Here is a 24,985-nt window from a genome sequence, read left to right as displayed (position 1 = left end):
ATGAAAGATTTAATCCGGGCCGGCGTTTATTTGCGTTTTGCGGACGCTTTGTCGATCGGGCCGGCGATGAGCGGGGCCAGCCCGGGAAGTCAGTGCCGCTGAAGGTGGGCCGGTAAATGGGGGTAAATGGGGGCAAACGGGGCGCGTCGAAGCGAGCGTTCAGGGGACCAGGTCCCAGGGATCAGGCCTCGGGAACTAAGCCTCGGCCCGGCCTTGCGTGGTGAGCCGCACGGCGGCGACGCTCGCGGCCATCACAGCGAGCATGCCGAGCAGTTGCGTCGCCGAGAGCCGTTCATGCAGCACCACGAAGCCCAGCGCCGCGCCGATCGCGGGCTCGAGGCTCATGAGCACGCTGAAGGCGCCCATGTTCATGCGCCGCAGCGCCATCATTTCGAGCGAATACGGCAGGAGCGGCACGAGCAGCGCGAGACCTGCGGCGCTCGGCCACAGGGCGGCGGGCAAGCCGGCCGGATCGAGTGTGCGCGCTACCGGCAAGGCGACGACGGCGGCAACGGCGAGCGACAGCGCGAGTCCTTCCTGCTGCGAAAACAGCTGGCCGACGCGACGGGTAAGGACGATGTACGCGCCCCAGCCCAAAGCGGCGCCGCACGCCAGCAGCATGCCGGCCGGGTCCAGCGGACCGTGGGCGCTGCCCGTGCTCATGGCAAGCACGCCGGCGCCGGCCAGTACCGGCAACGCGAAGCGCGGCCAGCCGCGCAGCGCCGTGGCGGCCACCGCGAGCGGCCCCAGAAAGCCGATGGTCGCCGTGGCGCCAAGCGGAATACGCAGCACTGCCTCGAAGTAGCAGAGCGTCAAGCCCGCCATCGCCGTGCCGAGCGCGAGCGCCGCCCGCCATTGGGCGCCGGTCAACCGCAAGAGACGCGGCCGCGCCAACAGGAGCAGTACGAGGGCGGCGCACACCAGCCGCGACGCGGTGACGGAGGCGGAGCCGTGCGCGGCCATCAACGGCTCGGAGAGCGCCGAGCCCAACTGCACGCTGATCATGGAGCCCGTCGCGAGCGCGGGGCCCGCGAGGCGCGGCGATGCGGATTCGGTGGCTTGCGGTGTCACGGTCGAGTCTCCGTCGATAGTGTCACCACAGTACGCGCGCGCTGGGTTCAAAGGAACGTGGCAGAATCTATCGCCTCCCATAACGTTCTCTTATGGCTATGGATCTCGATATTGGATCGTTGCGCGTCTTTCTTGCCTGCGTGCGGCTCGGCAGCATCAGCCGCGCGGCGCAGGCGTTCGGGCGCACGCAGCCGGCGCTCAGCCAGCAATTGCGCCGGCTCGAAGAACTGGTGGGCGACGCGCTGTTTCAGCGCGCGGCCAAAGGCGTTTCGCTGACCGATGCGGGGATGGCGTTGCTGCCCTACGCCGAGCGCATCGTCGCGCTTTCGGGCGAGGCGCTGGCGGGCGCGCCCCGCGCCACGTTGTCGGGGCGTTGCAGCGTGGGTCTCCTGGAAGACCTCACCGGTACTGCGTTGCCCGCCGCGTTCGCGGACTTCAGTTGTCTGCATCCCTCGACGACGCTCGAACTGCTGGTGCTGGGCGGTGCCGAGACGATGGCCGCGCTGGAGGCGGGCCGCATTCAGCTTGCGCTCTGCGATGCTGCGTTTCTGGAACGGCCGCTGCGCTGGGGCACGCATGTGCCGCTCTGGTGGGCGGCGGCCGAGGGCTTTGATGCGTTCGCGGACCCGCTGCCGCTCGTGCTGTTCTCGGAGCCGTGCCGCTGGCGCAACGTCATTTTTTCGGCGCTCGCGCAGGCGGGGCGCCAGTGGAAGGTGGCGTTCGAAAGCGGCAGTCTTTCGGCGGTTCAGGCGGCGGTGCGGGCGGGCGTCGGCGTGGCTACGCTGTTGCCCACGGCGACCGGACCGGGCATCGCGCGCTTGCCCGACGCGGTCGGTCTGCCCGTGCTGCCCGACATCGAAATTGGACTCGCGCGGCGGGCCGGCAATGAAGAGGACGGTCTCGTGAACGCGGTGGAGGCGTTGCTCAAGCAGTTGGTGGCGTAGAGAAAGCGCGCAGAGCGCACGTGGTAGAGGCCGCTGAGTGGGAAAGAGGTGCAGCCGAAGTCCGAGAGAGAAAGGCGCAGCCAGAATCGCCGAATGGGAAAAATGCAGCCGAAGCCATTAAAAGGGAAGAACGCGGCCGAAGCCGCCAGGAAATAAAAACGCGGCCGAAGCCACCGGAAAAGAAAAACGCGGCCGAAGCCGCCGAAAAAGAAAAACGCGGCCGAAACCGCGTAAGCGCATCATGCGGCCGGACGGGCCGAATCAGCGTGGAGATCGAGGAGATCGCCTTCGGGAAGACGATGCAACAAAGCCGCCCGAATATAGCGAAATCTACTGACGATATTGATTCCGGAAATGGCAATTCAGTGTTGAATGTGATGCAGGAATGACGAAGCCGGTCGCTCGCGGGCTCGCCTGGTGCCCGTTTAGCCGCTGTTTCAGGGCGAATGCCGTACAAAGCGACAGGTCCTGCTGATACACCGCATGCAGGTGCCGTCATTATTTCTTATCCGTCGAATAACAATTGTGCGGAATAATGGGAATTCCATTGGCCGCTCGTCACCATTTTGATACAACGCGTTTAGTCAGCGAATCGACTGGAATTAAGGCGGGTTAGTCCCCTCGGGCAATTGCAGCATGGGTCAATCTCATGGGTGCCTCATTGGCTGCCCATTTCGCGCGCATTGCCTCGTTTATAAACAGGAGAACATCAATGAAAAGACTCGCCCTTACCATGCTGGCGCCGTCCGCACTGCTTGCGGCCGGCGCGGCCCACGCGCAGACCAGCGTGACGCTGTACGGCACCATCGATACCTCGATCACCTACGTGCACAACGCTCAGGGCAACCAGAATCTCTGGGCGCTCGGCAACAGCAGCAACGGCAACCTCTCCGGCACGCGCTGGGGTATCAAGGGTTCGGAAGACCTGGGCGGCGGTCTCCATGCAATCTTTCAGCTCGAAAACGGCTTCAATCCTTCGACGGGACAACTCGGCCAGGGCAGCCGCCTGTTCGGCCGTCAGGCCTATGTCGGGCTGGCGAGCGCGCAGTACGGCTCGCTCACGCTCGGGCGTCAGTACGATCCGCTGATCGACCTCGTGCAGGGCCTCACCGAAGACAACTACTTCGGCAGCGCCTTCGCCACGGCGGGCGACGTGGACAACTACGACAACAGTTTTCGCGTGAACAACGCCGTGAAATACGCGTCGCCGGTCTGGTACGGCCTGCAGGCCGAGGCGATGTATTCGTTCGGCGGCGTGGCGGGCAGCACGGGCGCGGGCCAGTCGTACGCGGCGGCGGTGTCGTACACGAACGGGCCGCTCGGCGTGGCCGCGGGCTACTTCTATGCCGCCAACAGCCAGGCGACAGCAGTGCCGCGTACGACATGGGACAGCACCTCGGACGGCACCTTCGACGGTCCCGTCAACACCGGCTACCAGACTGCTCATTCGCTTTCCATCGCACGCGTGGCGGGGCAGTACGCCCTTGGACAATTCACGTTCGGCCTTGCCTACAGCAACGCGCAATACCGTCCCGACAGCAGCTCGACCTTCGTTTCCAGCGAGAAGTACAACACGGGCCAGGGCTGGTTGAACTACCAGGTTGCTGCGCCGTTGCTGGTGGGTCTCGGCTACAGCTACACGAAGGCAAGCGGCGATACGTCCGCCACTTATCACCAGGTTTCGCTGGGCGCCGACTACAACCTCTCGAAGCGCACCGACGTCTATTTGACCGCCGCATATCAGCACGCGAGCGGCCAGACGGGCAACGGTACGGGCGGTTCGATGCCGGCACAGGCGTCCATCGGCTCGTACGGCTATGCCGGCACGAGCACGCAGGAGATGGTCAATCTGGGGCTGCGCCACAAGTTCTGACCGGTGTTGGTCGCGCCATGCACGTCGCCGCGCGGCCGCGTTGCCCCCAAAAGGGTGAAAGGGCGAACGCGGTACGCGGCGGCGGCTCCGCATCGTCGTGACCGGATGGCGCTTCAATGCGGGCCTCCCGTCACGTTGCGAACACGCGGAACAAGCCGGCGAACAGGCCCGAGAAACGCGCGAGCACCGTGCGCGGCGCCCGCCACGCACTCGTCAGCGAGACCCGCGCGGCTTCGTGGCTGTCGGTGCTGAGCCAGATCCGCTCGCCGCGTTGCAGGCGCATTGTCTCGCCCGCCTTCATCCAGTAGTCGTAGGGCGAGCGAATGCGCGTGAGCCAGATGCGTTCGCTGTGCACGCGCAGTTCGGCGTCGGCGGTGACGCGCCAGGTGACGGTGACGGCTGGGTTCACCGCGAAATGGAGCACGAGCTTCGGCAATGCCTCGTCGTCGCGCGGGTTTTGCTGCGCGGGCCGGTGGCTTAACAACTGAGATGCGGACTGCAAGCTGGACTGCTGTGACGCCTCTTCCATCTTCTTTCTCCGTCAGTAGAAGCCGACAGAGGAAGGGCGCCGTCACCACAAACTAAAAGGCCCCAAACCTTGTCGGCGGGGCCTTGTGATACGCAAGTGATGCTACCTGCTATCGCGCACGCGTCCCCCATGACTCGAACCAACGGGCGTAACCCCAATGGTTGTTCATTGGCTTATTAATCGCGATGGTGGCGAGGGCTGGCGTATGCATGCGAACGAGTGTGTCTCGACTGGCGGGTAATTGTCAATCTTTGTGTCGGCCTGCGCCGAAAAAACATTCGCGAGCAGGCTCGCCGCAGCGGACGCAGCCCTTCATGCGGTCACTCATGCGGCCCTTCATGCAGCCTTCCGCGCCGATGGGAAATGCAGATGGAACCGCGTGCCTGCCTCGTCGCTTTGCACGCTCACGGTGCCGCCGTGCAGGTCCATGATGGTCCGCACGATCGCGAGGCCGAGGCCCGTGGAGCCGGCCGCCGTGCTCGTGCGCGATTCGTCGGCGCGGTAGAAGCGGTCGAAGATCCGTTCGAGATGCTCCGGTGCGATGACGGGCCCGGGGTTGGCCACCGTGACCGTGATGCCCTGGGCGTTTGGCGCGGTGCTCAGCGTCACGGTCTCGCCGCGCGGCGTGTAGCGCAACGCGTTGGCGAGCAGGTTGCTCACCGCGCGGCGGAACAGGTCCACGTCGGCGCGCAACGTGCCCTTCGCGTCCACGCGAAGGGCAATGCCGTTTTCGTCCGCGATGCCTTCGAAGTAGTCCGCAATGCGCGTGAGTTCTTCCTGCGCTGCGAACGTGCTCGCGCTGCGCGCGAATTGCGGATGTTCGGCGCGCGCGAGGAACAGCACGTTTTCAACCATGCGCGACAGGCGCTCGCATTCCTCGATGTTCGACACCAGCAGCGCCTGATATTCGTCGACGGAGCGCGGTCGCGCGAGCGCCACCTCGCTCGCGCCGCGCATGTTGCCTAGCGGTGTGCGCAGATCGTGGGCGAGGTCCGCCGTGAACTGCGAGAGCCGCTGATAGCCGAGTTCGAGCCGGGCGAGCATCGCGTTCAGCGCGTCGGCCAGCGCGCGCAGTTCGGCGGGCGCTTGTGCCGCATCGATGCGCGTATCGAGCGCGCCCACCGTGACGCGCGCGGCGCTGCCCGCCATGTCGCGCAGCGGCTTGAGCGTCTCGCGCACGGCCGCGTAGCCGAGTATGGCCGCCGCCGTGAACGCGCACAGCGTGATGCCCGCAATGATGAGCCGGTAACGCGCGAGCAACGCTTCGCGGTCGCTCATCTCGCGGCCCACCACGGCTTCGATCACGCTGCCGTCGCGCAACTGCATGCCGGTGGCGACGCCGCGCAGGCTCAAGCCGCCCGCACCGCGCCACGCAGTCACGTCGTGTTCGAGAATGCGGTGCGTGAACGAGACCTGCTTCAGCGTGCCGATCGCAAACTGCGACGGGTTGCGTTCGAGCAGCACGTTGCCGGCCTTGTCCGTGATGCGCATGAAGAACGCCTGGTTGCCGAGCACGAGGCTGTTGAGCCGCGACTCGTGCTCGCGGATGTCGTCGATGCCCTGCAGTTCTTCGGCGAGGCGGCGCAGGTGGCGCGCGGTGAGCACGAGATCGAGGTCGTCCTGCGCGCGGATCTGGTCGGCGAGTGCGTCGTAGAGCACGGCGCCGCCCGCCGCGAACACGAGCACCGTGATGGCGGCAAACCAGAGCGCCAGCCGCGCGGTGAGCGACAGCGGCCGGCGCATCAGCCTTCTCTCGCTTCGAGCACGTAGCCGACGCCGCGCACGGTATGAATCAGCTTCACGGCGAAGTCGTCGTCAATCTTCGCGCGCAAGCGGCGAATGGCGACGTCCACCACGTTCGTGTCGCTGTCGAAGTTCATGTCCCAGACGTAGGAGGCGATCTGCGTGCGGCTCAGCACCTCGCCGGTGCGTCTTGCGAGCAGATGCAGCAGCGCGAACTCGCGCGGCGTGAGGTCGATGCGCTTGCCCGCGCGCCGCACGCGCCGCTGGCTCGCGTTGATTTCGAGGTCGGCGACGGTGAGTGCGTCGCCCTCGCGCGCCTGGCCGCGGCGCGCGAGGGTGCGCACGCGCGCGAGCAGTTCGACGAACGCGAACGGTTTGATGAGGTAGTCGTCCGCACCGAGTTCGAGGCCGCGCACGCGGTCTTCCACTTCGTCTCGCGCGGTGAGGAACAGCACGGGCGTGTCCTTGCGGCCGCGCAACTGCTGCAGCACCTGCCAGCCGTCCATGCCGGGCAGCATGACGTCGAGCACGATCACGTCGTGTGCTTCCTCGAGTGCGAGGTGCAGCCCGTCCACGCCGTTGCGGGCGACGTCCACGACAAAGCCGGATTCTTCGAGGCCCTTCTTCAGATAGTCGCCGGCCTTGGGCTCGTCTTCGATCACGAGAACCTTCATTACGGCACCCTCGTTGGTGAACTGGAAAATGAGCTAAGAAAATAAGCTGGAAAGAGCTGGAAGTGAGCAGACAAACGAGCCAAAAACTGTTGCCGATGATACCCGGCGCGCGGCGCGGCCATCATTACATCTTTGTCATTCTTGCGCCATGGAGCCGCAAATGCGGACCCCGCAGACTGCGCACATCTTTTCTGCGCCCGGGTCTTCGCCATGTGGATCGTCAAAGTCGCGCTGCGGCGCCCGTACACGTTCATCGTTCTCGCGCTGCTGCTCGCGATTCTCGGGCCGTTGATGATCCTGCGCACGCCCGCCGACATCTTCCCGAACATCGACATTCCCGTCATCAGCGTGGTGTGGAGCTACAACGGTCTCTCGTCGGAAGACCTGTCGCGCCGCATCGTGGCGCCGTACGAACGCGCGCTGACGTCCGACGTGGAAGACATCGAACACATCGAATCGCAGTCGCTGAACGGCGTGGCGGTCGTCAAGATCTTCTTCCATCCGGGCGCGGACATCACGCGTGCGATGAGCGAAGCGTCCACGGGCGCGCAGTCGCTCTTGCGCATCCTGCCGCCCGGCACGCTGCCGCCGCTCGTGCTCACGTACAACGCCTCGACCGTGCCCATCATGGAACTCGCGCTGTCGAGCAAGACGTTGCCCGAACAGCAGCTCTACGACCTCGGCAACAACTTCATCCGCACGCAGCTGGCCACGGTGCAGGGCGCCGCGGTGCCCATTCCGTACGGCGGCAAGGTGCGGCAGATCATGGTCGACATCGACCCGCAGGCGCTCGCCGCAAAGCACCTCACACCGACGGACGTGGTGAACGCCGTCAACGCCCAAAACCTCGTGCTGCCCGGCGGCACCGCGAAGATCGGCACGTTCGAATACAACGTGAACATGAACGGCGCCGCGCGCTCGGTGGCCGAACTCAACGCGATTCCGGTGCGCGCGAATCCGGACGGCACCGTGATCTATCTGCACGACGTCGCTACCGTACGCGACGGCTACGCGCCGCAGACCAACATCGTGCGCCACGACGGCCAGCGCGCGGCGCTGCTCGAAGTGGAGAAGAGCGGCAGCGTATCGACGCTCGACATCATCTCGAACATCAAGCAGCTCCTGCCGCGCATCCGCTCGCAAATGCCGGCGGCGCTCGACATCCGCACCGTGACGGATCAGTCCACCTTCGTGAAGTCGGCAGTCTCGGGCGTGGTGCGCGAAGGCCTGATCGCGGCGGGGCTCACGGCGGCCATGATCCTGCTCTTTCTCGGCAGCTGGCGCGCCACGCTCATCATCGCGATCTCGATTCCGCTCGCCATTGTCTCGTCGCTGATCGCGCTCTCGCTGCTCGGGCAGACCATCAACATCATGACGCTCGGCGGACTCGCGCTCGCGGTGGGTATTCTCGTGGACGACGCGACGGTCGCCATCGAGAACATCACGCACCATCTCGAGCAGGGCGAGCCGCTGCTGCAGGCCATTCTCTACGGCTCCGGCGAAATCGCGGTGCCTACGCTCGTCTCCACGCTGTCCATCTGCATCGTGTTCGTGCCCATGCTGCTGCTCTCCGGCGTGGCGCGCTATCTGTTCACGCCGCTGGCCGAAGCGGTGGTGTTCGCGATGCTGGCGTCGTACTTTCTCTCGCGCACGCTGGTGCCCACGCTCGCGATGTATCTACTGCGACACACGAAATCGACAGGCGAGGCGGGTCTGCCTGACGCGGGCAGCGCGCCGCGCTTCCAGGCGCTGCGGCGTTTCCAGCAGCGCTTCGAGGCCGCGTTCGAAGGTCTGCGCCAGCGCTATCGCCGCACGCTCGAACGGGCGCTCGCGCAGCCGCGTCGCTTCGTGGCGGGCTTCATCGTGATCGCGTTCGGTTCGCTCGCGCTTGCCCCGTTCCTTGGCCGCGACTTCTTCCCGCAGATCGATTCGGGACAAATCCGCCTGCACATGCGGGCGAAGACGGGCACGCGCATCGAGCAGACGGCGCGTCTGACCGACGAGGTGGAAGGCACCATCCGCACCGTGATTCCGCCTGCCGAGCTTTCCACCATCGTGGACAACATCGGGCTGCCGGCGAGCGGCATCAACCTCTCCTATACGAGTTCGGGGCCCATCGGCAGCGCGGATGCCGACATCCTCATTACGCTCAACGCGAAGCACCATCCCACGGCGCAGTATGTGGCCGCGCTGCGGCAGAAACTCGGCACCGCGTTTCCGGACATCACGTTTTCATTCCTGCCTGCGGACATGGTGAGCCAGATCCTCAACTTCGGACTGCCCGCACCCATCGACATCCAGGTGATCGGCACGAACCTCGACCAGAACCGCGCGTTCGCCGATGCACTGCTCGCAAAGCTGCGGAGCGTGGACGGGCTTGTCGACCTGCGCATTCAGCAGCCCGCCGACCAGCCTGCCATCAACGTAGACGTGGATCGCACCAAGGCATTGCAGGCGGGCCTGCAACAGCAGGACGTGGCGCGCAGCCTGCTGATCGCGCTGTCGGGCAGCGCGCAGACGTCGCCGAACTTCTGGTTGAATCCCGCCAATGGCGTGAGCTACCCCGTCATTACGCAGACGCCGCAGTACGACATTCACTCGCTGCAGACGCTTGCCAACATTCCGCTCGCGGCCACCTTCACGCCGGGCACGGGCGGATCGGGCAGCAACGCGGGCGCGGTCACGGGCATTCTCGGCACGCTCGGCACGTTCTCGCGCGGCTCGCAGCAGGCGGTGGTGTCGCACTACAACGTGCAGCCCGTCATCGATATCTACGCCTCTGTGCAGGGGCGCGACCTGGGCGGTGTGGCCGCGGACGTCACGCGCATCGTCGATGCGGCCAAAGCGCAGTTGCCGCGCGGCGCGCGCGTCGTGATCCGCGGCCAGGTGCAGACCATGCACGACTCGTTTGCGGGTCTGGCGGCCGGCATCACGTTTGCCGTGCTGCTCGTGTACCTGCTCATGGTCGTGAACTTCCAGTCGTGGCTCGATCCGCTCGTGATCGTCTGCGCGCTGCCCGGCGCGATGGCCGGCATTCTCTGGATGCTGTTCGTCACGCACACCACGCTCAGCGTGCCCGCACTCACGGGCGCCATGATGTGCATCGGTGTGGCGACGGCGAACAGCATTCTCGTTGTGAGCTTTGCGCGCGAGCGGATCGCCGAAGGCATGGCGCCGCTGAAGGCCGCGCTAGAGGCCGGCGTGAGCCGCTTCCGTCCGGTGCTGATGACGGCGCTCGCCATGGTGATCGGCATGGTGCCGATGGCGCTCGGTCTCGGCGACGGCGGCGAGCAGAACGCGCCGCTGGGCCGCGCCGTGATAGGCGGACTGCTGGCCGGCACGCCCACGACGCTGCTCCTTCTTCCCGTGGTGTTCGCCCTCGTGCACGGCTGGCTCGCCTCGCGGCGGCGCCATGCGGTGGAGCAGCCCATCGATACCAGCATCCTGAATTGAGCGGAGTTGACCATGTCTCCCAGCGATTTCGACACGGCCGCGCGCGACGCGCAGGCACCCGGCGAGGCTTCGGCCGGTGAAAACACGGACCGGACGAGCCAGACGAGCCAAACGAACGACAGCGAGCGCAGCGCCGCCGACGCCGCCGCCGACGTGCCTGCCGGCAAACCGGCCTCAGCACGGAATCGGTGCGGTCGGCGCGGTCGGCGCGGTCGGCGTGGTCGACGTATTGCCTTGGTGGCCGCCGCCGTGGCGGCAGCGCTCGCGGCGGGCATCGTGCCGCGCCTGTCCGCCCACGCGGCGTTGAAGAAGCAGACCGCGATGCTCGAAGTCCCAACGGTGCAGGTGACGAAGCCTACCGTGGCGCCCGCTGACCAGCCGCTCGTGCTGCCGGCCGACATCGAGGCCAACCAGCAGACGCCCGTCTTCGCGCGCACGAATGGTTATCTGAAAGCGTGGTACGCCGACATCGGCACCCACGTGAAGGCGGGGCAACTGCTCGCCGTGATCGATGCTCCCGAAGTGGACGCAGCCCTGCGCGCCGCGCGCGCCGACGAAGCGCAGGCACGGGCAAACGACCAGCTTGCGCAGGTAACGGCCTCGCGCTGGCAACAGCTCGTCGACACGCACGCGGTCTCGCAGCAGGAGACGGACATCAAGGTGAGCGACGCGCAGGCGAAGCACGCCGCGCTGCTCGCGGCGCAGTCGAACGTGGCGCGGCTTGCGCAGATGCAGTCGTACGAGAAGGTTTATGCGCCGTTCGACGGCGTGGTGACGGCGCGCAACGTCGACGTGGGCGCGCTGATCGATGCGGGCAGCGCGGGCGGTCCGGCCAAAGAGATGTTCGACCTCGCGCAGACGCGCACGCTGCGCGTCTATGCCGACGTGCCGCAGAACGATGCGCCGTCCGTGAGCGACGGCACGCCGGCGTGCCTCATCCTTACGCAGCAGCCGGGCGAATGCCATGCCGGCACCGTGGTGCGCAACAGCGGGGCGATCAATCCGTCCACCCGCACGCTGCGCGTGGAAGTGGATGTGCCCAACGACGACGGCGCGGTGCTGCCCGGCTCGTACGGCCAACTGCGGCTGACGTTGCACCGCGCGCGGCCGGGGCTTTCGGTGCCCGTGAACGCGTTGCTGTACCGTCCGCAGGGCGTGCAACTCGCGACCGTCGATGCCCGCCATCGCGTCGTGCTGAAAACGATCACGCCGGGGCGCGACTTCGGTACGCGCATCGAGGTGGCCGCCGGCGTGGGGGCGAACGATCAGGTCGTCCTGAATCCGTCGGACTCGATCACCGATGGCGAGCAGGTGCGCATCGCGCAAGCGGGTGGGGCGCAATCATGAGAGACGATGTTTTCTGCGGGCTCGTCGGGCGTATCAGGCAGCGTGTCGGCGCCAGGGCGGCAAGCGAGGGTGGACTCTGCGCTGCGGACCAGCGCTGCCGCCACAACGATGAAGGCACGATGCGGCACGCTCGTGTCGCGCTTGCGGGCGTGCTCGCAGCGCTGCTGCTGGGTGGCTGCATGATCGGCCCTGACTACGTGCGCCCGCAGGTCGATGTGCCTGAGGCGTACAAGGAGGGCGCGCTGTCCACCTCGTCGCCGGCCGTGGCCACTGCCGTTGCCACTGATGCAGCGGGCGGCGACGCGGCGTCGTCCGCCTGGACGCACGCCATGCCTGCCGATGCCGCCGCCCGCGGCCCATGGTGGACGCGCTTCGGCGACGCGCAGCTCGCTGCGTTGGAGTCGCGTGTCGACGTGTCGAACCTGACTGTGCAGAAAGCCGCCGCGCAATGGCGCGAGGCGCGCGCCATGGTGGCCTCCGCGCACGCGGACTGGTTCCCGACCATTGGTGCCTCCACGGCTGCGTCGAACCTGCATGATTCGGCGAACGTCATCGGTCACCAGCAGACGGCGGGCAAGACGTTCCAGGACTACGCCGTGGTGGCCGACGCCACATGGGAGCCGGACCTCTGGGGCCGCGTCGCGCATGAAAACGACGCCGCCCGCGCGAACGAGCAGGCCAGCGCCGCGGATCTGGAAAGCGTGCGGCTCGCCATGCAGTCCGAGCTGGCCGTCGACTATTTCAACCTGCGCACGCTCGACGCCACGCAACGCCTGCTCGACCAGACGCTCGCGGACTACCGCCAGGCGCTCGATCTGACCACGAGCCGGTATCGCATCGGCATCTCGTCGCAGGCGGACGTGGAGCAGGCGCGCACGCAGCTGCAAGCCACCCAGGCGCAGGACCTCGATCTCGGCGTGGCGCGCGCGCAATACGAGCACGCCATTGCGACGCTGATCGGCCAGCCGGCCTCCACATTCACGCTGTCGCCCGCCGCAGCCGATTTCACGCCGCCTGCGATTCCGCCTGGCGTGCCGTCGCAGCTGCTGGAACGCCGGCCGGACATCGCCGCCGCCGAGCGGCGCGTGGCCGCGGCCAACGACGAGATCGGCATCGCGGAGTCGGCGTTTTTCCCGAACCTCGTGCTCTCCGCGGCGGGTGGGCTGGAAAGCTCGGCGCTGTCGAACTGGCTGATGGCGCCTTCGCGCGTGTGGTCGCTCGGACCGGCACTGGCGGGCACCCTGTTCGACGGCGGCCGTCGCAGAGCCGAGACCGACCGCGCGAAGGCGCAGTACGACGCCAGCGTGGCGGACTACCGGCAGACGGTGCTCGCGGCGTTCCAGCAGGTGGAGGACAACCTGGCGGCGCTGCGCATCCTGCAGCAGGAGACGACGCAGCAGGATGCGGCGGTGCAGTCGGCCGACAAGACGCTGCAGCTCGAACTCGAGCAATACCGCGTCGGCACCGTGAATTATCTGGACGTGGTGGTGGCGCAGAACACGGCGCTCACGAACGAGCGCGCAGCCGTCGACTTGCGGCGGCGCGAAATGGACGCGAGCGTGGATCTCGTGAAGGCGCTGGGAGGTATCTGGTAAGGCGGAATGGCCGCGGCGCGTGCCGTGGGAAAGGGCGGAGCGCGTCCTGGCATTCGTCGGCCGACTGTTGTAATCTACCGACAGGCTATCTGATATACTACATACGGAATATTGATTTTTGCGGCGACGCACCATATGATTGAGTCATCCGTTCTCTCAATCTTATGGAGCTTCAAATGGAATTTGTATCTCTCGGGCTTTTTGCCCTCGCCGTGGTGGGTCTGGGCGCTGCCGCAACTGTGCTGCTGACCCGGTGGGTGCCGACATCCGTGGCGCGCCAGGCCGCTCTGCACGGCCGGTTTGCCGATCTGGGCGACGTGCCGGCTGCCGTTCCCGCCGCTTCGTATCGTCCTGCTGTCCGTAAAGAGGCGATGAATGTCGTCGGAACTTCAAACTGAGGCGAGGGTAACGCCAGTGGCCACCCCTCTCACGCTCGCGTTGCAACCCATCAACGCGAGCGCCAGCCTGCGCGATCAGGCCTACGTGATGCTGCGTCAGGCCATTGCCGATGCGGACATCTACCAGTCGCACGACGAAATAAGGCTGGACGAGCGCGAGCTGAGCGAGAAGCTGGGCGTGAGCCGCACGCCGGTGCGCGAGGCGATGACGCTGCTCGAGCAGGAAGGTTTTCTGCGCATGGTGCCGCGCCGCGGCATCTATATCGTGCGCAAGAGCAAGCGCGAGATTGTCGAGATGATCCAGATGTGGGCGGCGCTCGAAAGCATGGCGGCGCGTCTTGCCACGTTGCATGCGAGCGACGGGGAAATCGCGAAGCTGCGCCACATGTTCGACGACTTTCGCGACACCACGCCCGCCGAGCACATCGAAGAGTACTCGGACGCGAACATCGCCTTTCACCAGGCCATCGTGGAACTCTCGAAGTCGCAGATCATTCTGGACACCATCAAGAACATCTTCATCCACGTGCGTGCGATTCGCCGCATGACCATTTCGCAGAGCGATCGCGCGTCGCGGTCCATCGTCGATCATCTGCGCATCATCGAGGCGCTGGAGAAGCGCGACACCGAACTCGCGGAAAAGCTCGTGCGCCAGCATTCGCTCGATCTGGCCGCTTACGTCGAAGCGAACTGCGACTTCCTCGATTGAACACGGCGGCGGGCGGCGCATGAGCCGCCCGCCGCTTTAGTTCATCTTCCACTCACGCCGAATCACATCGCCCGCAGCGCTTCGACCATCGTTGCGCCGAGCGCCGCTGGCGACTGCGCGACGTGCACGCCCGCCGAGCGCATGGCCTCGATCTTCGCGCCGGCCGTGCCCGTGCCACCCGAAATGATTGCGCCCGCATGGCCCATGCGCCGGCCGGGCGGCGCGCTGACGCCCGCGATGAAGCCCACCACGGGCTTCTTCGTGCGCGCGTCTTTCAGGAAGCGCGCGGCGTCTTCCTCTGCACTGCCACCGATCTCGCCGATCATGATGATGCCTTCGGTGTCGTCGTCGGCGAGGAACATTTCGAGACAGTCGATGAAGTGTGTGCCGTTCACAGGGTCGCCGCCAATGCCGATGCACGTGCTTTGCCCGAGTCCCGCCGCGGTGGTTTGCGCCACCGCTTCATAGGTGAGCGTGCCCGAACGCGAGACCACGCCGATTTTGCCCGGCCGATGAATGTGGCCCGGCATGATGCCGATCTTGCATTGGCCCGGCGTGATGACGCCAGGGCAGTTCGGACCCACGAGCCGCGTGCGCGAACCGGCCAGCGCACGCTTCACGCGCACCATGTCGAGCACGGGAATGCCTTCGGTGATGCACACAACGAGCGGCACGCCGGCGTCCACGGCTTCCAGGATCGCGTCGGCCGCCACGGGCGGGGGTACGTAGATCACCGAAGCATTCGCGCCCGTTCGTTCCACTGCGTCGGCCACGGTGTCGAACACGGGCAGCCCCAGATGCGTCGTGCCACCCTTGCCGGGGGTGACGCCGCCCACCATCTGCGTGCCGTAGGCGAGGGCCTGTTCCGAATGGAACGTGCCCTGCGAGCCCGTGAATCCCTGGCAAATCACCTTCGTACCGCTATCGATGAGGACGGCCATGTCAGTGCACTCCTTCAACGGCCTTGACCACCATGGCGGCGGCATCGGCGAGATGATCGGCGGAAAGAATGGGCAGGCCCGATTCGCGCAGGATCTGTTTGCCCAGTTCGACGTTGGTGCCTTCAAGCCGCACCACGAGCGGCACGTCCAGTTGTACTTCGCGCGCTGCGGCAACCACGCCTTCGGCAATCACGTCGCAGCGCATGATGCCGCCGAAGATGTTGACGAGAATGCCCTTCACCTTCGGGTCGCGCAGAATCAGCCGGAATGCCGCGGCCACGCGTTCCTTCGTGGCACCGCCGCCCACATCGAGGAAGTTGGCGGGCTCGCCGCCGTAGAGCTTGATGATGTCGAGCGTCGCCATCGCAAGGCCGGCGCCGTTCACCATGCAACCGATGTTGCCGTCGAGCGTCACGTAGTTGAGCGCATGCTGCGCGGCTTCGAGTTCGGCCGGGTCTTCCTCGGCTTCGTCGCGCATGGCTTCGATCTGCGGATGGCGGAAGAGGGCGTTGTCGTCGAAATTGATCTTCGCGTCCAGCGCGAGCAGATCGCCGTCTTCCGTGACGACGAGCGGATTGATCTCGACGATGGAGGCATCCAGTTCCACGAACGCGCGCCACGCAGCCAGCATGAACTGCGTGGCTGCATTGATCTGCTTGCCTGAGAGCCCCAGCGCAAACGCCAGCCGGCGTGCGTAGTAGGCCTGCATGCCCGTAGCCGGATCGATGGCGAGCTTCACGATCTTCTCCGGCGTGCGGGCCGCCACGTCCTCGATCTCCATGCCGCCTTCGGTCGATGCCATCACGGTGACGCGCGAGGTGCTGCGGTCGATCAGCATTCCCAGGTAAAGCTCGCGTGCAATCGCGCAACCTTGCTCGACGTAGACGCGTTTCACCTCGCGCCCGGCCGGCCCCGTCTGCTTCGTTACCAGCACGGAAGACAGCATTTGCTCCGCGTGGCTCGTCACTTCCTCCGCTGAGCGCACCACGCGCACGCCGCCCTTGCCGTTGGGGTCGTCGGCGAAACGGCCTGCGCCGCGCCCGCCCGCATGAATCTGCGCTTTCACGACCCATGCCGGGCCGCTGAGCGCCCGTGCCGCCTCGCCGGCTTCGTGGGCCGTAAAGGCCACGCGCCCTTCGGGCACCGCCACGCCGTACTGCCGCAGCAGCGCCTTCGCCTGATATTCGTGAATGTTCACTGTCTCCTCGCTCGCGTTCGTCCGTTCCAAAGGGCACCGCAGCCGGTGCGGGAAAGATCGTGCTTGACGACCTTAAAAATATGGTATGTGATATATCACACGTCATCAAGACGTGACGAAGTTCAGGGTTTTCCCGGGAATGCAGGGCGCGAAGGCTGGAAAATTTGAGTTAATCACTTGAACTAAAAAGAGATTTGGCTCGAACCACCGGTGAATGACACGGGAAAATTCGTCTTGATTGAATGTGATATATCACATACGGTGTATTGAAAAGCGGTCGCAGGCTATCCGCGTGCCGGGTGTCTTCGATGTGAGCAGCAGTCGCCGTTGAACAAACCGATCGACCAGGAGACGACCATGTCCGCAGTGGTTTCACCCGTCAGCCCCAGCGGCACCACGACCGCAGAAGACACCCTCAAGCAGAAAAGCCGTGACGCGAACATCGTCTCGGGCGGCCATCTGGTTGCGCGAGCCCTGAAGAACGAAGGGGTGGACACCATCTTCACGCTGTGCGGCGGCCACATCATCGACATCTATGACGGCTGCGTCGACGAAGGCATCCGCATCATCGACGTGCGTCACGAGCAGGTAGCCGCGCACGCGGCAGACGGCTATGCGCGCCAGACAGGCAAGCTCGGTTGCGTGGTGACGACGGCCGGCCCCGGCTGCACGAACGCGGTGACCGGCATCGCCACGGCGTTCCGCTCGGAAAGCCCCGTGCTGCACATCGGCGGGCAGGGCGCGCTGGGGCAGCACAAGATGGGTTCGCTGCAAGACCTGCCGCACGTGGACATGATGTCGCCCATCACGAAGTTCGCGGCCACGGTGCCCAGTACCGAGCGCGTGGCCGACATGATCTCCATGGCTGCACGCGAGTGCTTCAACGGCGCGCCCGGGCCCGCCTATCTCGAAATTCCGCGCGACGTCCTGGACCGCGAAGTCGATCTCACGCGCGCCGTGATTCCGCAACCCGGCCACTATCGCGCGTCGACGAAATCCATTGGCGACCCGCGCGACATCGAGAAACTGGCCGACATCCTCGTCAACTCCGAACGGCCGGCCATTCTCTACGGCCAGCAGGTATGGACGGCACGCGGCCACGAAGAAGCCATCGCGCTGTTGCGCGGCCTCGACATTCCCGGCTACTTCAACGGCGCAAGCCGCGGCCTGCTGCCGCCGGGCGACCCGCATCACTTCGACCGCACGCGCTCGCAGGCCTTCGCCAACGCGGACGTGCTGATCGTGGTGGGCACGCCGTTCGACTTTCGCATGGGCTATGGCCGGCGCATCAGCAAGGAGCTCACGCTGGTGCAGATCGACATGGACTACCGCACGGTGGGCAAGAACCGCGATATCGACCTCGGGCTCGTGGGCGACCCCGGCGCGATTCTCAATGCCGTCTTGCAGGCCGCGAGCGGCCGCATCAAGAACGACCGGCGCGAAGCGCGGCGCAAGTGGATGGCACAGCTTCAGGATGCCGAAATGACGGCCACGGAAAAGCTGATGCCACTCTTCAAGTCGAACAACACGCCGATTCATCCGTACCGCGTCGCCTATGAACTCAATGCGTTCCTCGGCGAGGACACCATCTACATCGGCGACGGCGGCGACGTGGTGACGATCTCCGCGCAAGCCGTGCGTCCGCGCCGGCCGGGTCAATGGATGGACCCGGGCGCACTCGGATCGCTCGGCGTGGGCACTGGCTTCGCGATTGCCGCGAAGCTCGCGCATCCCAACAAGGAAGTGCTCTGCTACTACGGCGACGGCTCGTTCGGCATGACCGCCTTCGACATGGAAACGGCCAATCGCTTCGGCGTGCCGTATCTCGCCGTGATCGGCAACAACTCCGCGATGAACCAGATTCGCTACGGACAACTGGCGAAGTACGGCGAAGAGCGCGGCAACGTCGGCAATCTGCTGTCCGACGTGCCCTTCAGCAAGTTTGCGGAAATGCTGGGCGGCTACGGCGAGGAAGTGCGCGACCCCACGCAGATCGCGGGCGCGCTGCAGCGTGCGCGTGAAGCGATTCATCGCACGGGTCGCTCGGCCGTGGTGAACATCTGGGTCGACCCGCGTGAATATGCGCCGGGCACGAAGAACCAGACCATGTACAAGTGACGCGCCGATCACGCGAATCAGGAGAAGGAGACATCAAATGGGCAAGGCACTCGATGGTGTGCGCATTCTCGACTTCACGCATGTGCAATCTGGCCCCACCTGCACGCAGTTGCTCGCGTGGTTCGGTGCGGACGTGATCAAGGTGGAACGCGCAGGCGCAGGCGACATCACGCGCGAGCAACTGCGCGACGTTCCCGACGCGGACAGCCTCTACTTCACGATGCTGAACGGCAACAAGCGTTCAATCACGCTCGACACGAAGAACCCCGAAGGCAAGCGCGTGCTGGAAACGCTGATCCAGCATTGCGACGTGCTGGTGGAGAACTTCGCGCCGGGTGCGCTGGACCGCATGGGTTTCACGTGGGAGCGCATCCAGGAACTCAATCCGCGCATGATCGTGGCTTCGGTGAAGGGCTTCGGGCCCGGGCCGTACGAGGACTGCAAGGTCTACGAGAACGTCGCGCAATGCGCGGGCGGTGCGGCCTCCACCACGGGCTTCGACGATGGCCCGCCCGTGGTGACCGGCGCGCAGATTGGCGACAGCGGCACGGGGCTGCATCTCGCGCTCGGCATCGTAACGGCGCTCTATCAGCGTGTGCAGACAGGCCGCGGCCAAAAGGTGCTGGCCGCCATGCAGGACGGCGTGCTGAACCTGTGCCGCGTGAAGCTGCGCGACCAGCAGCGGCTCGAACGTACCAACGTGCTCAAGGAGTATCCGCAGTATCCGAACGGCACCTTTGGCGAAGCCGTGCCGCGCGCCGGCAATGCATCGGGCGGCGGGCAGCCGGGCTGGATCCTGAAGTGCAAGGGCTGGGAGACCGATCCGAACGCCTACATCTACTTCATCACCCAGGCGCCCGTGTGGGATCGCATCTGCAATCTGATTGGCCGCGAAGAATGGATTAGCGATCCTGACTATGCAACGCCGAATGCGCGCCTGCCGAGGCTCAAGGAAATCTTCGCCGAGATCGAACACTGGACCATGCAGCGCACCAAGTTCGAAGCGATGGAGCTGCTCAACAAGTACGACATTCCGTGCGGACCGATCCTCTCGATGAAGGAGATCGCCGAGGACCAATCGCTGCGCGCGACAGGAACGATCGTCGAAGTGGACCATCCGGTGCGCGGCAAGTACCTGACGGTCGGCAACCCGATCAAGCTTTCCGACAGTCCGACCGACGTGAAGCGTTCACCGCTCCTTGGCGAGCACACCGACGAGGTCATGGCGGAACTCGGTTACTCGTCGGAGCAGATCAGCGCGCTGCGTGCCGCGGGCGCGATCTGAAGGCTGTTCTGACGACCGCTTTCAAGCGCGACGCCGCCACCCTGGAATAGCCGGCCTCTCGCGCTCGCCGCCGCTCTTCGTTGTCTGCCCGGCAGAGGACATGCAACGCGACACCCGTGCGCCGCACATGCGGCGCGCAGGGCGGCTCTTCTTCAACCTGTTTCGGAGACGGCAGGACATGGCATACGAAGACGCACTCACGCTCAAGGAACGCGGCACGGCCGCCGTTCAGGACGCAACCGGCCGCGCGGGGAAGACGCACAAGGACATCGTGCGGCACATTCTCGATCACGTGAAAGCCGAAGGGCGCAACGCGCTCACGGCGCCGGAAGGCAAGCTCATTTGCGACGTCTACGGCATCGCGGTGCCGAAGGAAGGCGTGGCGGCCACCGCCGCGGATGCGGCGCAGCTCGCGAGTGAAATCGGATTCCCAGTGGTACTGAAGATCGTGTCGCCCGACATCTTGCACAAGACGGAAGCGGGCGGCGTGCTGGTGGGACTCGCGAACGCGGAGCAGGTAACGCAGGGCTTCGCGACCATCATGGAAAACGCGAAGCGCTACAACGCCAACGCGAATCTCGTGGGTGTGCAGGTGCAGCAGATGGTGGGGGGCGGCCAGGAAGTGATCGTGGGCGCCGTGACCGACCCCTCGTTCGGCAAGCTCGTGGCGTTCGGTCTTGGCGGTGTGCTGGTCGAAGTGCTCAAGGACATCACGTTCCGCCTTGCGCCGGCCACACGCGACGACGCGCGCTCCATGCTCGACGGCATCGCTGCTGCGGAAATGCTGAAGGGCGTGCGCGGCGGCGAGCCGGTGAACCGCGACGCGCTCGCTACGCTGATCGAAAACGTGTCGCGGCTCGTCACGGACTTCCCTGAAATCGCGGAGATGGATCTGAATCCCGTGTTCGCGAGCAAGACAGGTGCGATTGCCGCGGACGTGCGCATCGTGCTCGACTTTTCACCGCCCGTGGAGCGCTATTGTCCCAGCCAGGAAGACATCGTGCGGCAGATGAACCGTATCATGCGGCCGGATCGCGTCGCGGTGATCGGTGCCTCGTCGGAAGACGGCAAGATCGGCAACTCGGTGATGAAGAACCTGATCAACGGCGGCTACCAGGGCGAGATCTATCCAATCCACCCGAAGGCCGACGAGATCATGGGCCGCAAGGCGTATCGCAGCGTGCTCGACGTGCCGGGCGATATCGACGTGGCGGTGTTCGCGATTCCCGCGAAGTTCGTTGCGGCGGCGCTCAAGGAAGTGGGGCAGAAGGGTATTCCGGGCGCAGTGCTGATTCCGTCGGGCTTCGCGGAAACGGGCAACGTGGAAGGCCAGCAGGAGATCGTGGCGATTGCGCGCGAGTACGGCATCCGCCTGATGGGCCCCAACATCTACGGCTTCTACTACACGCCGAAGAACCTCTGCGCGACGTTCTGTACACCGTACGACGTGAAGGGCAAGGCGGCGCTCTCGTCGCAGTCGGGCGGCATCGGCATGGCGATCATCGGGTTTTCGCGTGCGGCGAAGATGGGTGTCTCTGCGATCGTCGGGCTCGGCAATAAGTCCGACATCGACGAAGACGATCTGCTCACGTTCTTCGAGCAGGACGACAACACGGAAATCATCGCGCAGCACTGCGAAGACCTGAAGGATGGCCGCGCGTTCGCGGAGGCGGCGCGCCGCGTGTCGAAGAAGAAGCCGGTCGTGGTGCTGAAGGCGGGGCGCACGAGCCTTGGCGCACGCGCGGCCAGTTCGCACACCGGCGCGCTCGCCGGCAACGACCGCATCTACGAAGACGTGTTCAGGCAATGCGGCGTGATCCGCGCACGCTCGCTGCGCGATCTGCTCGAGTTCGCGCGCGGCATTCCGAAACTGCCCACGCCGAAGGGCGAAAACGTCGTGATCATCACGGGCGCGGGCGGCTCGGGCGTGCTGCTCTCGGATGCCTGCGTGGACAACAGCCTCTCGCTCATGACCATGCCGCCCGATCTGGACGCCGCGTTTCGCAAGTTCATTCCGCCCTTCGGCGCAGCAGGCAACCCCGTGGACATCACGGGCGGCGAGCCGCCCACCACGTATCAAAACACCATCCGGCTGGGCCTCGAAGACCCGCGTATTCACGCGATCATCCTTGGCTACTGGCACACCATCATCACGCCGCCCATGGTGTTCGCGAAACTCGTGGTCGAAGTGAAGGAAGAGATGAAGGCGAAGGGCATCGAAAAGCCCATCGTGGCATCGCTCGCGGGCGACGTGGAAGTGGAAGAGGCGGCGGCCTATCTCTACGAGCACGGCGTGCCGGCGTACGCGTACTCCACCGAAATTCCGGTGGCGGTGCTCGGCGCGAAGTACCGGTGGGCGCGTGCGGCAGGCCTCATCTGATGCCGGCGTGAGTGAGCGAATGCGACGGGCCGCACGCTGTGTGGCCGGTCGCACATAGACGGGCATCGGCAACGTTCAGCATGGTGCGGACGGCCGGCATGACGACACGTGTGCAGGGCCGGACCGCCACGGAGGCAAGCATGGAAACATGGATGCGCTTCATGTCCAGCGACGGCGGTATCGCGTTTGGACGCGTCGAGAACGGCTATCTGCACGAATACGAGGGCATCGACCAGCCCGTGCCGACTGGCGCCGTGCTCTCCCTGCGCGCGTTGACGCCGCTTGCGCCCTGCGCGCCGGGCAAGGTGGTGGCGCTATGGAACAACTTTCATGCGCTTGCCGCGAAGCTCGGCAAGGCCGTGCCCGCGCATCCGCTTTTCCTCATCAAGCCCGCGGGTTCCGTGATCGGGCCAGGCGAGGCGATCCGGCGACCGTCCAGCTACGCCGGCAAGATCGCGTATGAAGGCGAGTTGGGCATCGTGATAGGCAAGCGTTGCCGCGATGCGAGCCTCGAGGCGGCCGAGGCGGCCATCTTCGGCTACACCATCGTCAACGACGTGACCGCCGCCGAACTGCTCAACGAGAACCCGGATTTTCCGCAGTGGTGCCGCGCGAAGGGATTCGATACGTTCTGCGCAATTGGCCCGGCGATCGTCTCGGGCTTCGACTGGCGCGCAGCGCGCGTAGTGACCACGTTAGATGGCGCCGAGCGGCAGAACTATCCCTTGGCGGACATGGTGCTCACGCCCGCGGAGCAGGTCAGCATGATTTCGCACGACATGACGCTGGAGCCCGGTGACGTGATTGCATGCGGCACGTCGCTCGGCGTGGGCTCGATACGCGATGGCGCGACGGTCACGATCGCGATAGAAGGCATCGGCGAGCTCGCCAACACACTGGCCGCGACGCAGGCGCAGCAGCCGACGACGGTAGCGACGATGGCGGGGCAGGAATGAACGCGGTTGCGCACAGGCTGTATGTGCGCAAAGGGCTGCGGCGAGGCATGCTGTCGTGCCGAAACCCGAAGCGAGGCTGTGAGTCGGTGGGCTGTGAGTCGGTGGGCCGGGAACCCCCGGCCCATGAATCAGTTTCCCGCCTGGGGCGAGATCTCGCGGAAGTACTCGCTCTTCTTGCTGAGAATCAGCTGCGCGAGAAAGTCGGCGTCATAGGCGCGATGCAGATGCGCATGAAACCGTTCGATGTAGGCCGTGATGCGCGCAAGCTCGCTGCTGAACTCGCTGAGCGCGGCGAGCGTGTCATGGTCCCAGCGAAAGCGCAGCCCCAGGTCGCTGAACGCCGCGTTGTAGGCGTCGAGGTGGGCGTCCGCCGCGCTTTCGGTCGCGCTGCGGGACGGGTTGCGCGTGACGGAATGGGACAGAACCGAAGCGTGATTCATGGTCGGACTCCTGTGCAGTCGAGTGAGAGAACTCGACTCCAGCATAGAGGCCGCAATGGATTTGCAATAGTTAAAGTTTTATTGGAAGTCCATAACTTAGCCTTTATGCACCGTCGATTCGGTCACGCGCGTGATCCGTTCGATCAGCTGCGCGCCTTCTTCCATGAGAAAGCGCTTGAAGGCGAGCGCAACGGGCGGCAGCCGCTTGTTGCGGCGATGCACGACGTACCAGTTCAACATGACGGGGAAGGTCTCCACGTCGAGCACGACGAGATTGCCCACCTGCAATTCGAGCGCAATGGTGTGGGCGGAAAGGAAGGCGATGCCCATGCCGGCAATCACGGCCTGCTTGATCGTTTCCGTGCTCTTGATCTCCATGGCGATCTTGAGATTCGAGAGCTTGCCGGCGAAGCCTTCTTCCATGGAATTCCACGTGTCCGATCCGCGTTCTCTCACGATGAACGCCTCGTTCGCGAGCGTGTTCAGCTTGATGTTGCGCTTGTGCGCGAGCGGATGATTGGGCGCCGCCACGATCACGTACGGATGCGGCGCGAAAGGCTCGTTGATGGAGTCCATCTCGTGTGGCGGTCGCACCATGACGGCGAGGTCGGTTCGGTTCGTGGCCAACTGATGCAACAGTTCCTCGCGATTGTGCACCGCGAGGTTCAGCACGACGCCCGAATAGCGGCGCATGAATTCGGCAAGCAGGCGCGGAAAGAAGTAGTCGCCCGCGCTGATCACGGCAACGTTGAGCGTGCCGCCCGAGACGCCCTTCAATTGCCCCATCGCTTCGTCCACTTCGTGGAACTGCTGGATGATGGCGCGGCTGTAGTGAAGCATTTCGGTACCGGCGGGCGTGAGGTAGATCTTCTTGCCGAGCTGCTCGAAAAGCGGCAGGCCCGCGTGTTCCTCGAGCTGCCTCACCTGCGTGGAGACGGCGGGCTGTGTGAGGTGCAATTCCTCTGCGGCGCGCGAGAAGCTGAGATGGCGCGCCACCGTCTCGAAGACCTTGAGCTGGCGCAGCGTGGCGTTTCTCATCGTCATGGCCTTATCCATAAACGAAGGTGAATGCTGATAATAACAAACTTTAATTATGAGTAATTCAGCAATGACCCTAGCATGACTTTGAAAGCATGAGTCGCCGGCCGGGAAATGCGGGTTAACGCGCGGGTAGACGCGGCGCAAAGCAGTAAAAAGCGGGAAGAAGTGGTAAAGAACGGCGAAAAACAAGGAGGGCGCGGTTCCGGAGCATGCCTGGAGCCGGGCAGGCGGGAGCGAAAGGCGGCACAGGTTTTATTCCGCATTTTGCTTAATTCCCGTAATGGAAAATC

Annotated in this window: 20 protein-coding genes; 12 read left to right on the top strand and 8 right to left on the bottom strand. The window is 65.1% G+C overall.

Annotated features, from left to right (window positions below; translation table 11 throughout):
• Positions 1–195: 195 nt before the first annotated feature.
• Positions 196–1,071: an EamA family transporter gene (locus tag PKKP23_RS23960; protein ID WP_161978135.1), complete on the bottom strand. Its 876-nt coding sequence runs from the start codon at positions 1,069–1,071 to the stop codon at positions 196–198.
• Positions 1,072–1,163: 92 nt separating this feature from the next.
• On the opposite strand from PKKP23_RS23960, the gene PKKP23_RS23955 reads away from it, so the two are divergent.
• The 3 genes from PKKP23_RS23955 to PKKP23_RS23945 all read left to right on the top strand — a co-directional run bounded on the left by PKKP23_RS23955 (position 1,164) and on the right by PKKP23_RS23945 (position 3,888).
• Positions 1,164–2,015 (top strand): LysR family transcriptional regulator, encoded by an 852-nt coding sequence (locus PKKP23_RS23955; protein ID WP_240659118.1) that lies wholly within the window; start codon positions 1,164–1,166, stop codon positions 2,013–2,015.
• Between the two features lie 20 nt (positions 2,016–2,035).
• Positions 2,036–2,404, top strand: coding sequence for a hypothetical protein (locus tag PKKP23_RS23950; RefSeq protein ID WP_126878702.1), 369 nt, complete (start codon positions 2,036–2,038; stop codon positions 2,402–2,404).
• 323 nt (positions 2,405–2,727) lie between these two features.
• A complete protein-coding gene (locus PKKP23_RS23945; protein ID WP_126878700.1) occupies positions 2,728–3,888 on the top strand; it encodes a porin in 1,161 nt (386 codons plus the stop codon).
• Positions 3,889–4,018: 130 nt separating this feature from the next.
• Here PKKP23_RS23945 and PKKP23_RS23940 read toward each other — a convergent pair whose 3' ends face one another.
• The 3 genes from PKKP23_RS23940 to PKKP23_RS23930 form a co-directional block, all read right to left on the bottom strand.
• A complete protein-coding gene (locus PKKP23_RS23940) occupies positions 4,019–4,417 on the bottom strand; it encodes a DUF2917 domain-containing protein (RefSeq protein WP_126878699.1) in 399 nt (132 codons plus the stop codon).
• A 336-nt stretch (positions 4,418–4,753) separates the two neighbouring features.
• Positions 4,754–6,160, bottom strand: coding sequence for a heavy metal sensor histidine kinase (locus PKKP23_RS23935; protein WP_126878698.1), 1,407 nt, complete (start codon positions 6,158–6,160; stop codon positions 4,754–4,756).
• On the bottom strand, positions 6,160–6,834 hold the full coding sequence (locus tag PKKP23_RS23930) for a heavy metal response regulator transcription factor (protein ID WP_126878696.1): 675 nt from the start codon (positions 6,832–6,834) through the stop codon (positions 6,160–6,162). The genes PKKP23_RS23935 and PKKP23_RS23930 overlap by 1 nt, the downstream gene beginning before the upstream one ends.
• Positions 6,835–7,044: 210 nt before the next feature.
• On the opposite strand from PKKP23_RS23930, the gene PKKP23_RS23925 reads away from it, so the two are divergent.
• The 5 genes from PKKP23_RS23925 to PKKP23_RS23905 all read left to right on the top strand — a co-directional run bounded on the left by PKKP23_RS23925 (position 7,045) and on the right by PKKP23_RS23905 (position 14,336).
• Positions 7,045–10,287, top strand: a complete 3,243-nt coding sequence (locus PKKP23_RS23925; protein WP_126878695.1) for an efflux RND transporter permease subunit — start codon at positions 7,045–7,047, stop codon at positions 10,285–10,287.
• A 12-nt stretch (positions 10,288–10,299) separates the two neighbouring features.
• Positions 10,300–11,634: an efflux RND transporter periplasmic adaptor subunit gene (locus tag PKKP23_RS23920; protein ID WP_126878693.1), complete on the top strand. Its 1,335-nt coding sequence runs from the start codon at positions 10,300–10,302 to the stop codon at positions 11,632–11,634.
• A complete protein-coding gene (locus PKKP23_RS23915) occupies positions 11,631–13,229 on the top strand; it encodes an efflux transporter outer membrane subunit (protein ID WP_240659117.1) in 1,599 nt (532 codons plus the stop codon). Before PKKP23_RS23920 ends, PKKP23_RS23915 begins: the two co-directional genes overlap by 4 nt.
• A 176-nt stretch (positions 13,230–13,405) precedes the next feature.
• Positions 13,406–13,627, top strand: coding sequence for a hypothetical protein (locus PKKP23_RS23910; RefSeq protein WP_017775322.1), 222 nt, complete (start codon positions 13,406–13,408; stop codon positions 13,625–13,627).
• On the top strand, positions 13,605–14,336 hold the full coding sequence (locus tag PKKP23_RS23905) for a GntR family transcriptional regulator (protein ID WP_026121562.1): 732 nt from the start codon (positions 13,605–13,607) through the stop codon (positions 14,334–14,336). The genes PKKP23_RS23910 and PKKP23_RS23905 overlap by 23 nt, the downstream gene beginning before the upstream one ends.
• A gap of 62 nt (positions 14,337–14,398) precedes the next feature.
• Here PKKP23_RS23905 and sucD read toward each other — a convergent pair whose 3' ends face one another.
• Positions 14,399–15,277 (bottom strand): succinate--CoA ligase subunit alpha, encoded by an 879-nt coding sequence (sucD, locus tag PKKP23_RS23900; protein WP_017775324.1) that lies wholly within the window; start codon positions 15,275–15,277, stop codon positions 14,399–14,401.
• 1 nt (position 15,278) lies between these two features.
• Positions 15,279–16,475: an ADP-forming succinate--CoA ligase subunit beta gene (gene sucC, locus PKKP23_RS23895; RefSeq protein ID WP_126878692.1), complete on the bottom strand. Its 1,197-nt coding sequence runs from the start codon at positions 16,473–16,475 to the stop codon at positions 15,279–15,281.
• 357 nt (positions 16,476–16,832) lie between these two features.
• Here sucC and PKKP23_RS23890 point away from each other — a divergent pair, with 357 nt between their 5' ends.
• The 4 genes from PKKP23_RS23890 to PKKP23_RS23875 all read left to right on the top strand — a co-directional run bounded on the left by PKKP23_RS23890 (position 16,833) and on the right by PKKP23_RS23875 (position 23,214).
• On the top strand, positions 16,833–18,593 hold the full coding sequence (locus PKKP23_RS23890) for a thiamine pyrophosphate-binding protein (RefSeq protein ID WP_126878690.1): 1,761 nt from the start codon (positions 16,833–16,835) through the stop codon (positions 18,591–18,593).
• Positions 18,594–18,630: 37 nt separating this feature from the next.
• Positions 18,631–19,878 (top strand): formyl-CoA transferase, encoded by a 1,248-nt coding sequence (frc, locus tag PKKP23_RS23885; protein WP_126878688.1) that lies wholly within the window; start codon positions 18,631–18,633, stop codon positions 19,876–19,878.
• 178 nt (positions 19,879–20,056) lie between these two features.
• Positions 20,057–22,258 (top strand): acetate--CoA ligase family protein, encoded by a 2,202-nt coding sequence (locus PKKP23_RS23880; protein WP_126878687.1) that lies wholly within the window; start codon positions 20,057–20,059, stop codon positions 22,256–22,258.
• A 140-nt stretch (positions 22,259–22,398) separates the two neighbouring features.
• On the top strand, positions 22,399–23,214 hold the full coding sequence (locus tag PKKP23_RS23875; protein ID WP_017775329.1) for a fumarylacetoacetate hydrolase family protein: 816 nt from the start codon (positions 22,399–22,401) through the stop codon (positions 23,212–23,214).
• A 128-nt stretch (positions 23,215–23,342) separates the two neighbouring features.
• Here PKKP23_RS23875 and PKKP23_RS23870 read toward each other — a convergent pair whose 3' ends face one another.
• Both PKKP23_RS23870 and PKKP23_RS23865 read right to left on the bottom strand, forming a co-directional pair.
• Entirely contained in the window at positions 23,343–23,654 is a 312-nt protein-coding gene (locus tag PKKP23_RS23870) for a hypothetical protein (protein ID WP_126878686.1), read from the bottom strand.
• 96 nt (positions 23,655–23,750) lie between these two features.
• The gene (locus PKKP23_RS23865; RefSeq protein WP_126878684.1) at positions 23,751–24,698 is read right to left on the bottom strand and encodes a LysR family transcriptional regulator; all 948 of its coding nucleotides are present in this window, start codon (positions 24,696–24,698) and stop codon (positions 23,751–23,753) included.
• Between the last annotated feature and the right edge of the window lie 287 nt (positions 24,699–24,985).

Origin of the sequence: Paraburkholderia kururiensis JCM 10599 = LMG 19447, assembly GCF_003986935.1 — a bacterium.
Classification (GTDB): Bacteria; Pseudomonadota; Gammaproteobacteria; order Burkholderiales; family Burkholderiaceae; genus Paraburkholderia; species Paraburkholderia kururiensis.
The sequence above is the reverse complement of the archived record's forward strand: the minus strand, read 5'-3'. Positions and strand labels throughout refer to the sequence as shown.

Excerpts from the sequence above, each read along its gene's own strand:
- PKKP23_RS23955 (WP_240659118.1), top strand. The coding sequence starts at position 1,164 with ATGGCTATGGATCTCGATATTGGATCGTTGCGCGTCTTTCTTGCCTGC.
- PKKP23_RS23945 (WP_126878700.1), top strand. The coding sequence starts at position 2,728 with ATGAAAAGACTCGCCCTTACCATGCTGGCGCCGTCCGCACTGCTTGCG.
- PKKP23_RS23940 (WP_126878699.1), bottom strand. The coding sequence starts at position 4,417 with ATGGAAGAGGCGTCACAGCAGTCCAGCTTGCAGTCCGCATCTCAGTTG.
- PKKP23_RS23935 (WP_126878698.1), bottom strand. The coding sequence starts at position 6,160 with ATGCGCCGGCCGCTGTCGCTCACCGCGCGGCTGGCGCTCTGGTTTGCC.
- PKKP23_RS23930 (WP_126878696.1), bottom strand. The coding sequence starts at position 6,834 with ATGAAGGTTCTCGTGATCGAAGACGAGCCCAAGGCCGGCGACTATCTG.
- PKKP23_RS23925 (WP_126878695.1), top strand. The coding sequence starts at position 7,045 with ATGTGGATCGTCAAAGTCGCGCTGCGGCGCCCGTACACGTTCATCGTT.
- PKKP23_RS23920 (WP_126878693.1), top strand. The coding sequence starts at position 10,300 with ATGTCTCCCAGCGATTTCGACACGGCCGCGCGCGACGCGCAGGCACCC.
- PKKP23_RS23915 (WP_240659117.1), top strand. The coding sequence starts at position 11,631 with ATGAGAGACGATGTTTTCTGCGGGCTCGTCGGGCGTATCAGGCAGCGT.
- PKKP23_RS23910 (WP_017775322.1), top strand. The coding sequence starts at position 13,406 with ATGGAATTTGTATCTCTCGGGCTTTTTGCCCTCGCCGTGGTGGGTCTG.
- PKKP23_RS23905 (WP_026121562.1), top strand. The coding sequence starts at position 13,605 with ATGTCGTCGGAACTTCAAACTGAGGCGAGGGTAACGCCAGTGGCCACC.
- sucD (WP_017775324.1), bottom strand. The coding sequence starts at position 15,277 with ATGGCCGTCCTCATCGATAGCGGTACGAAGGTGATTTGCCAGGGATTC.
- PKKP23_RS23890 (WP_126878690.1), top strand. The coding sequence starts at position 16,833 with ATGTCCGCAGTGGTTTCACCCGTCAGCCCCAGCGGCACCACGACCGCA.
- frc (WP_126878688.1), top strand. The coding sequence starts at position 18,631 with ATGGGCAAGGCACTCGATGGTGTGCGCATTCTCGACTTCACGCATGTG.
- PKKP23_RS23880 (WP_126878687.1), top strand. The coding sequence starts at position 20,057 with ATGGCATACGAAGACGCACTCACGCTCAAGGAACGCGGCACGGCCGCC.
- PKKP23_RS23875 (WP_017775329.1), top strand. The coding sequence starts at position 22,399 with ATGGAAACATGGATGCGCTTCATGTCCAGCGACGGCGGTATCGCGTTT.
- PKKP23_RS23870 (WP_126878686.1), bottom strand. The coding sequence starts at position 23,654 with ATGAATCACGCTTCGGTTCTGTCCCATTCCGTCACGCGCAACCCGTCC.
- PKKP23_RS23865 (WP_126878684.1), bottom strand. The coding sequence starts at position 24,698 with ATGACGATGAGAAACGCCACGCTGCGCCAGCTCAAGGTCTTCGAGACG.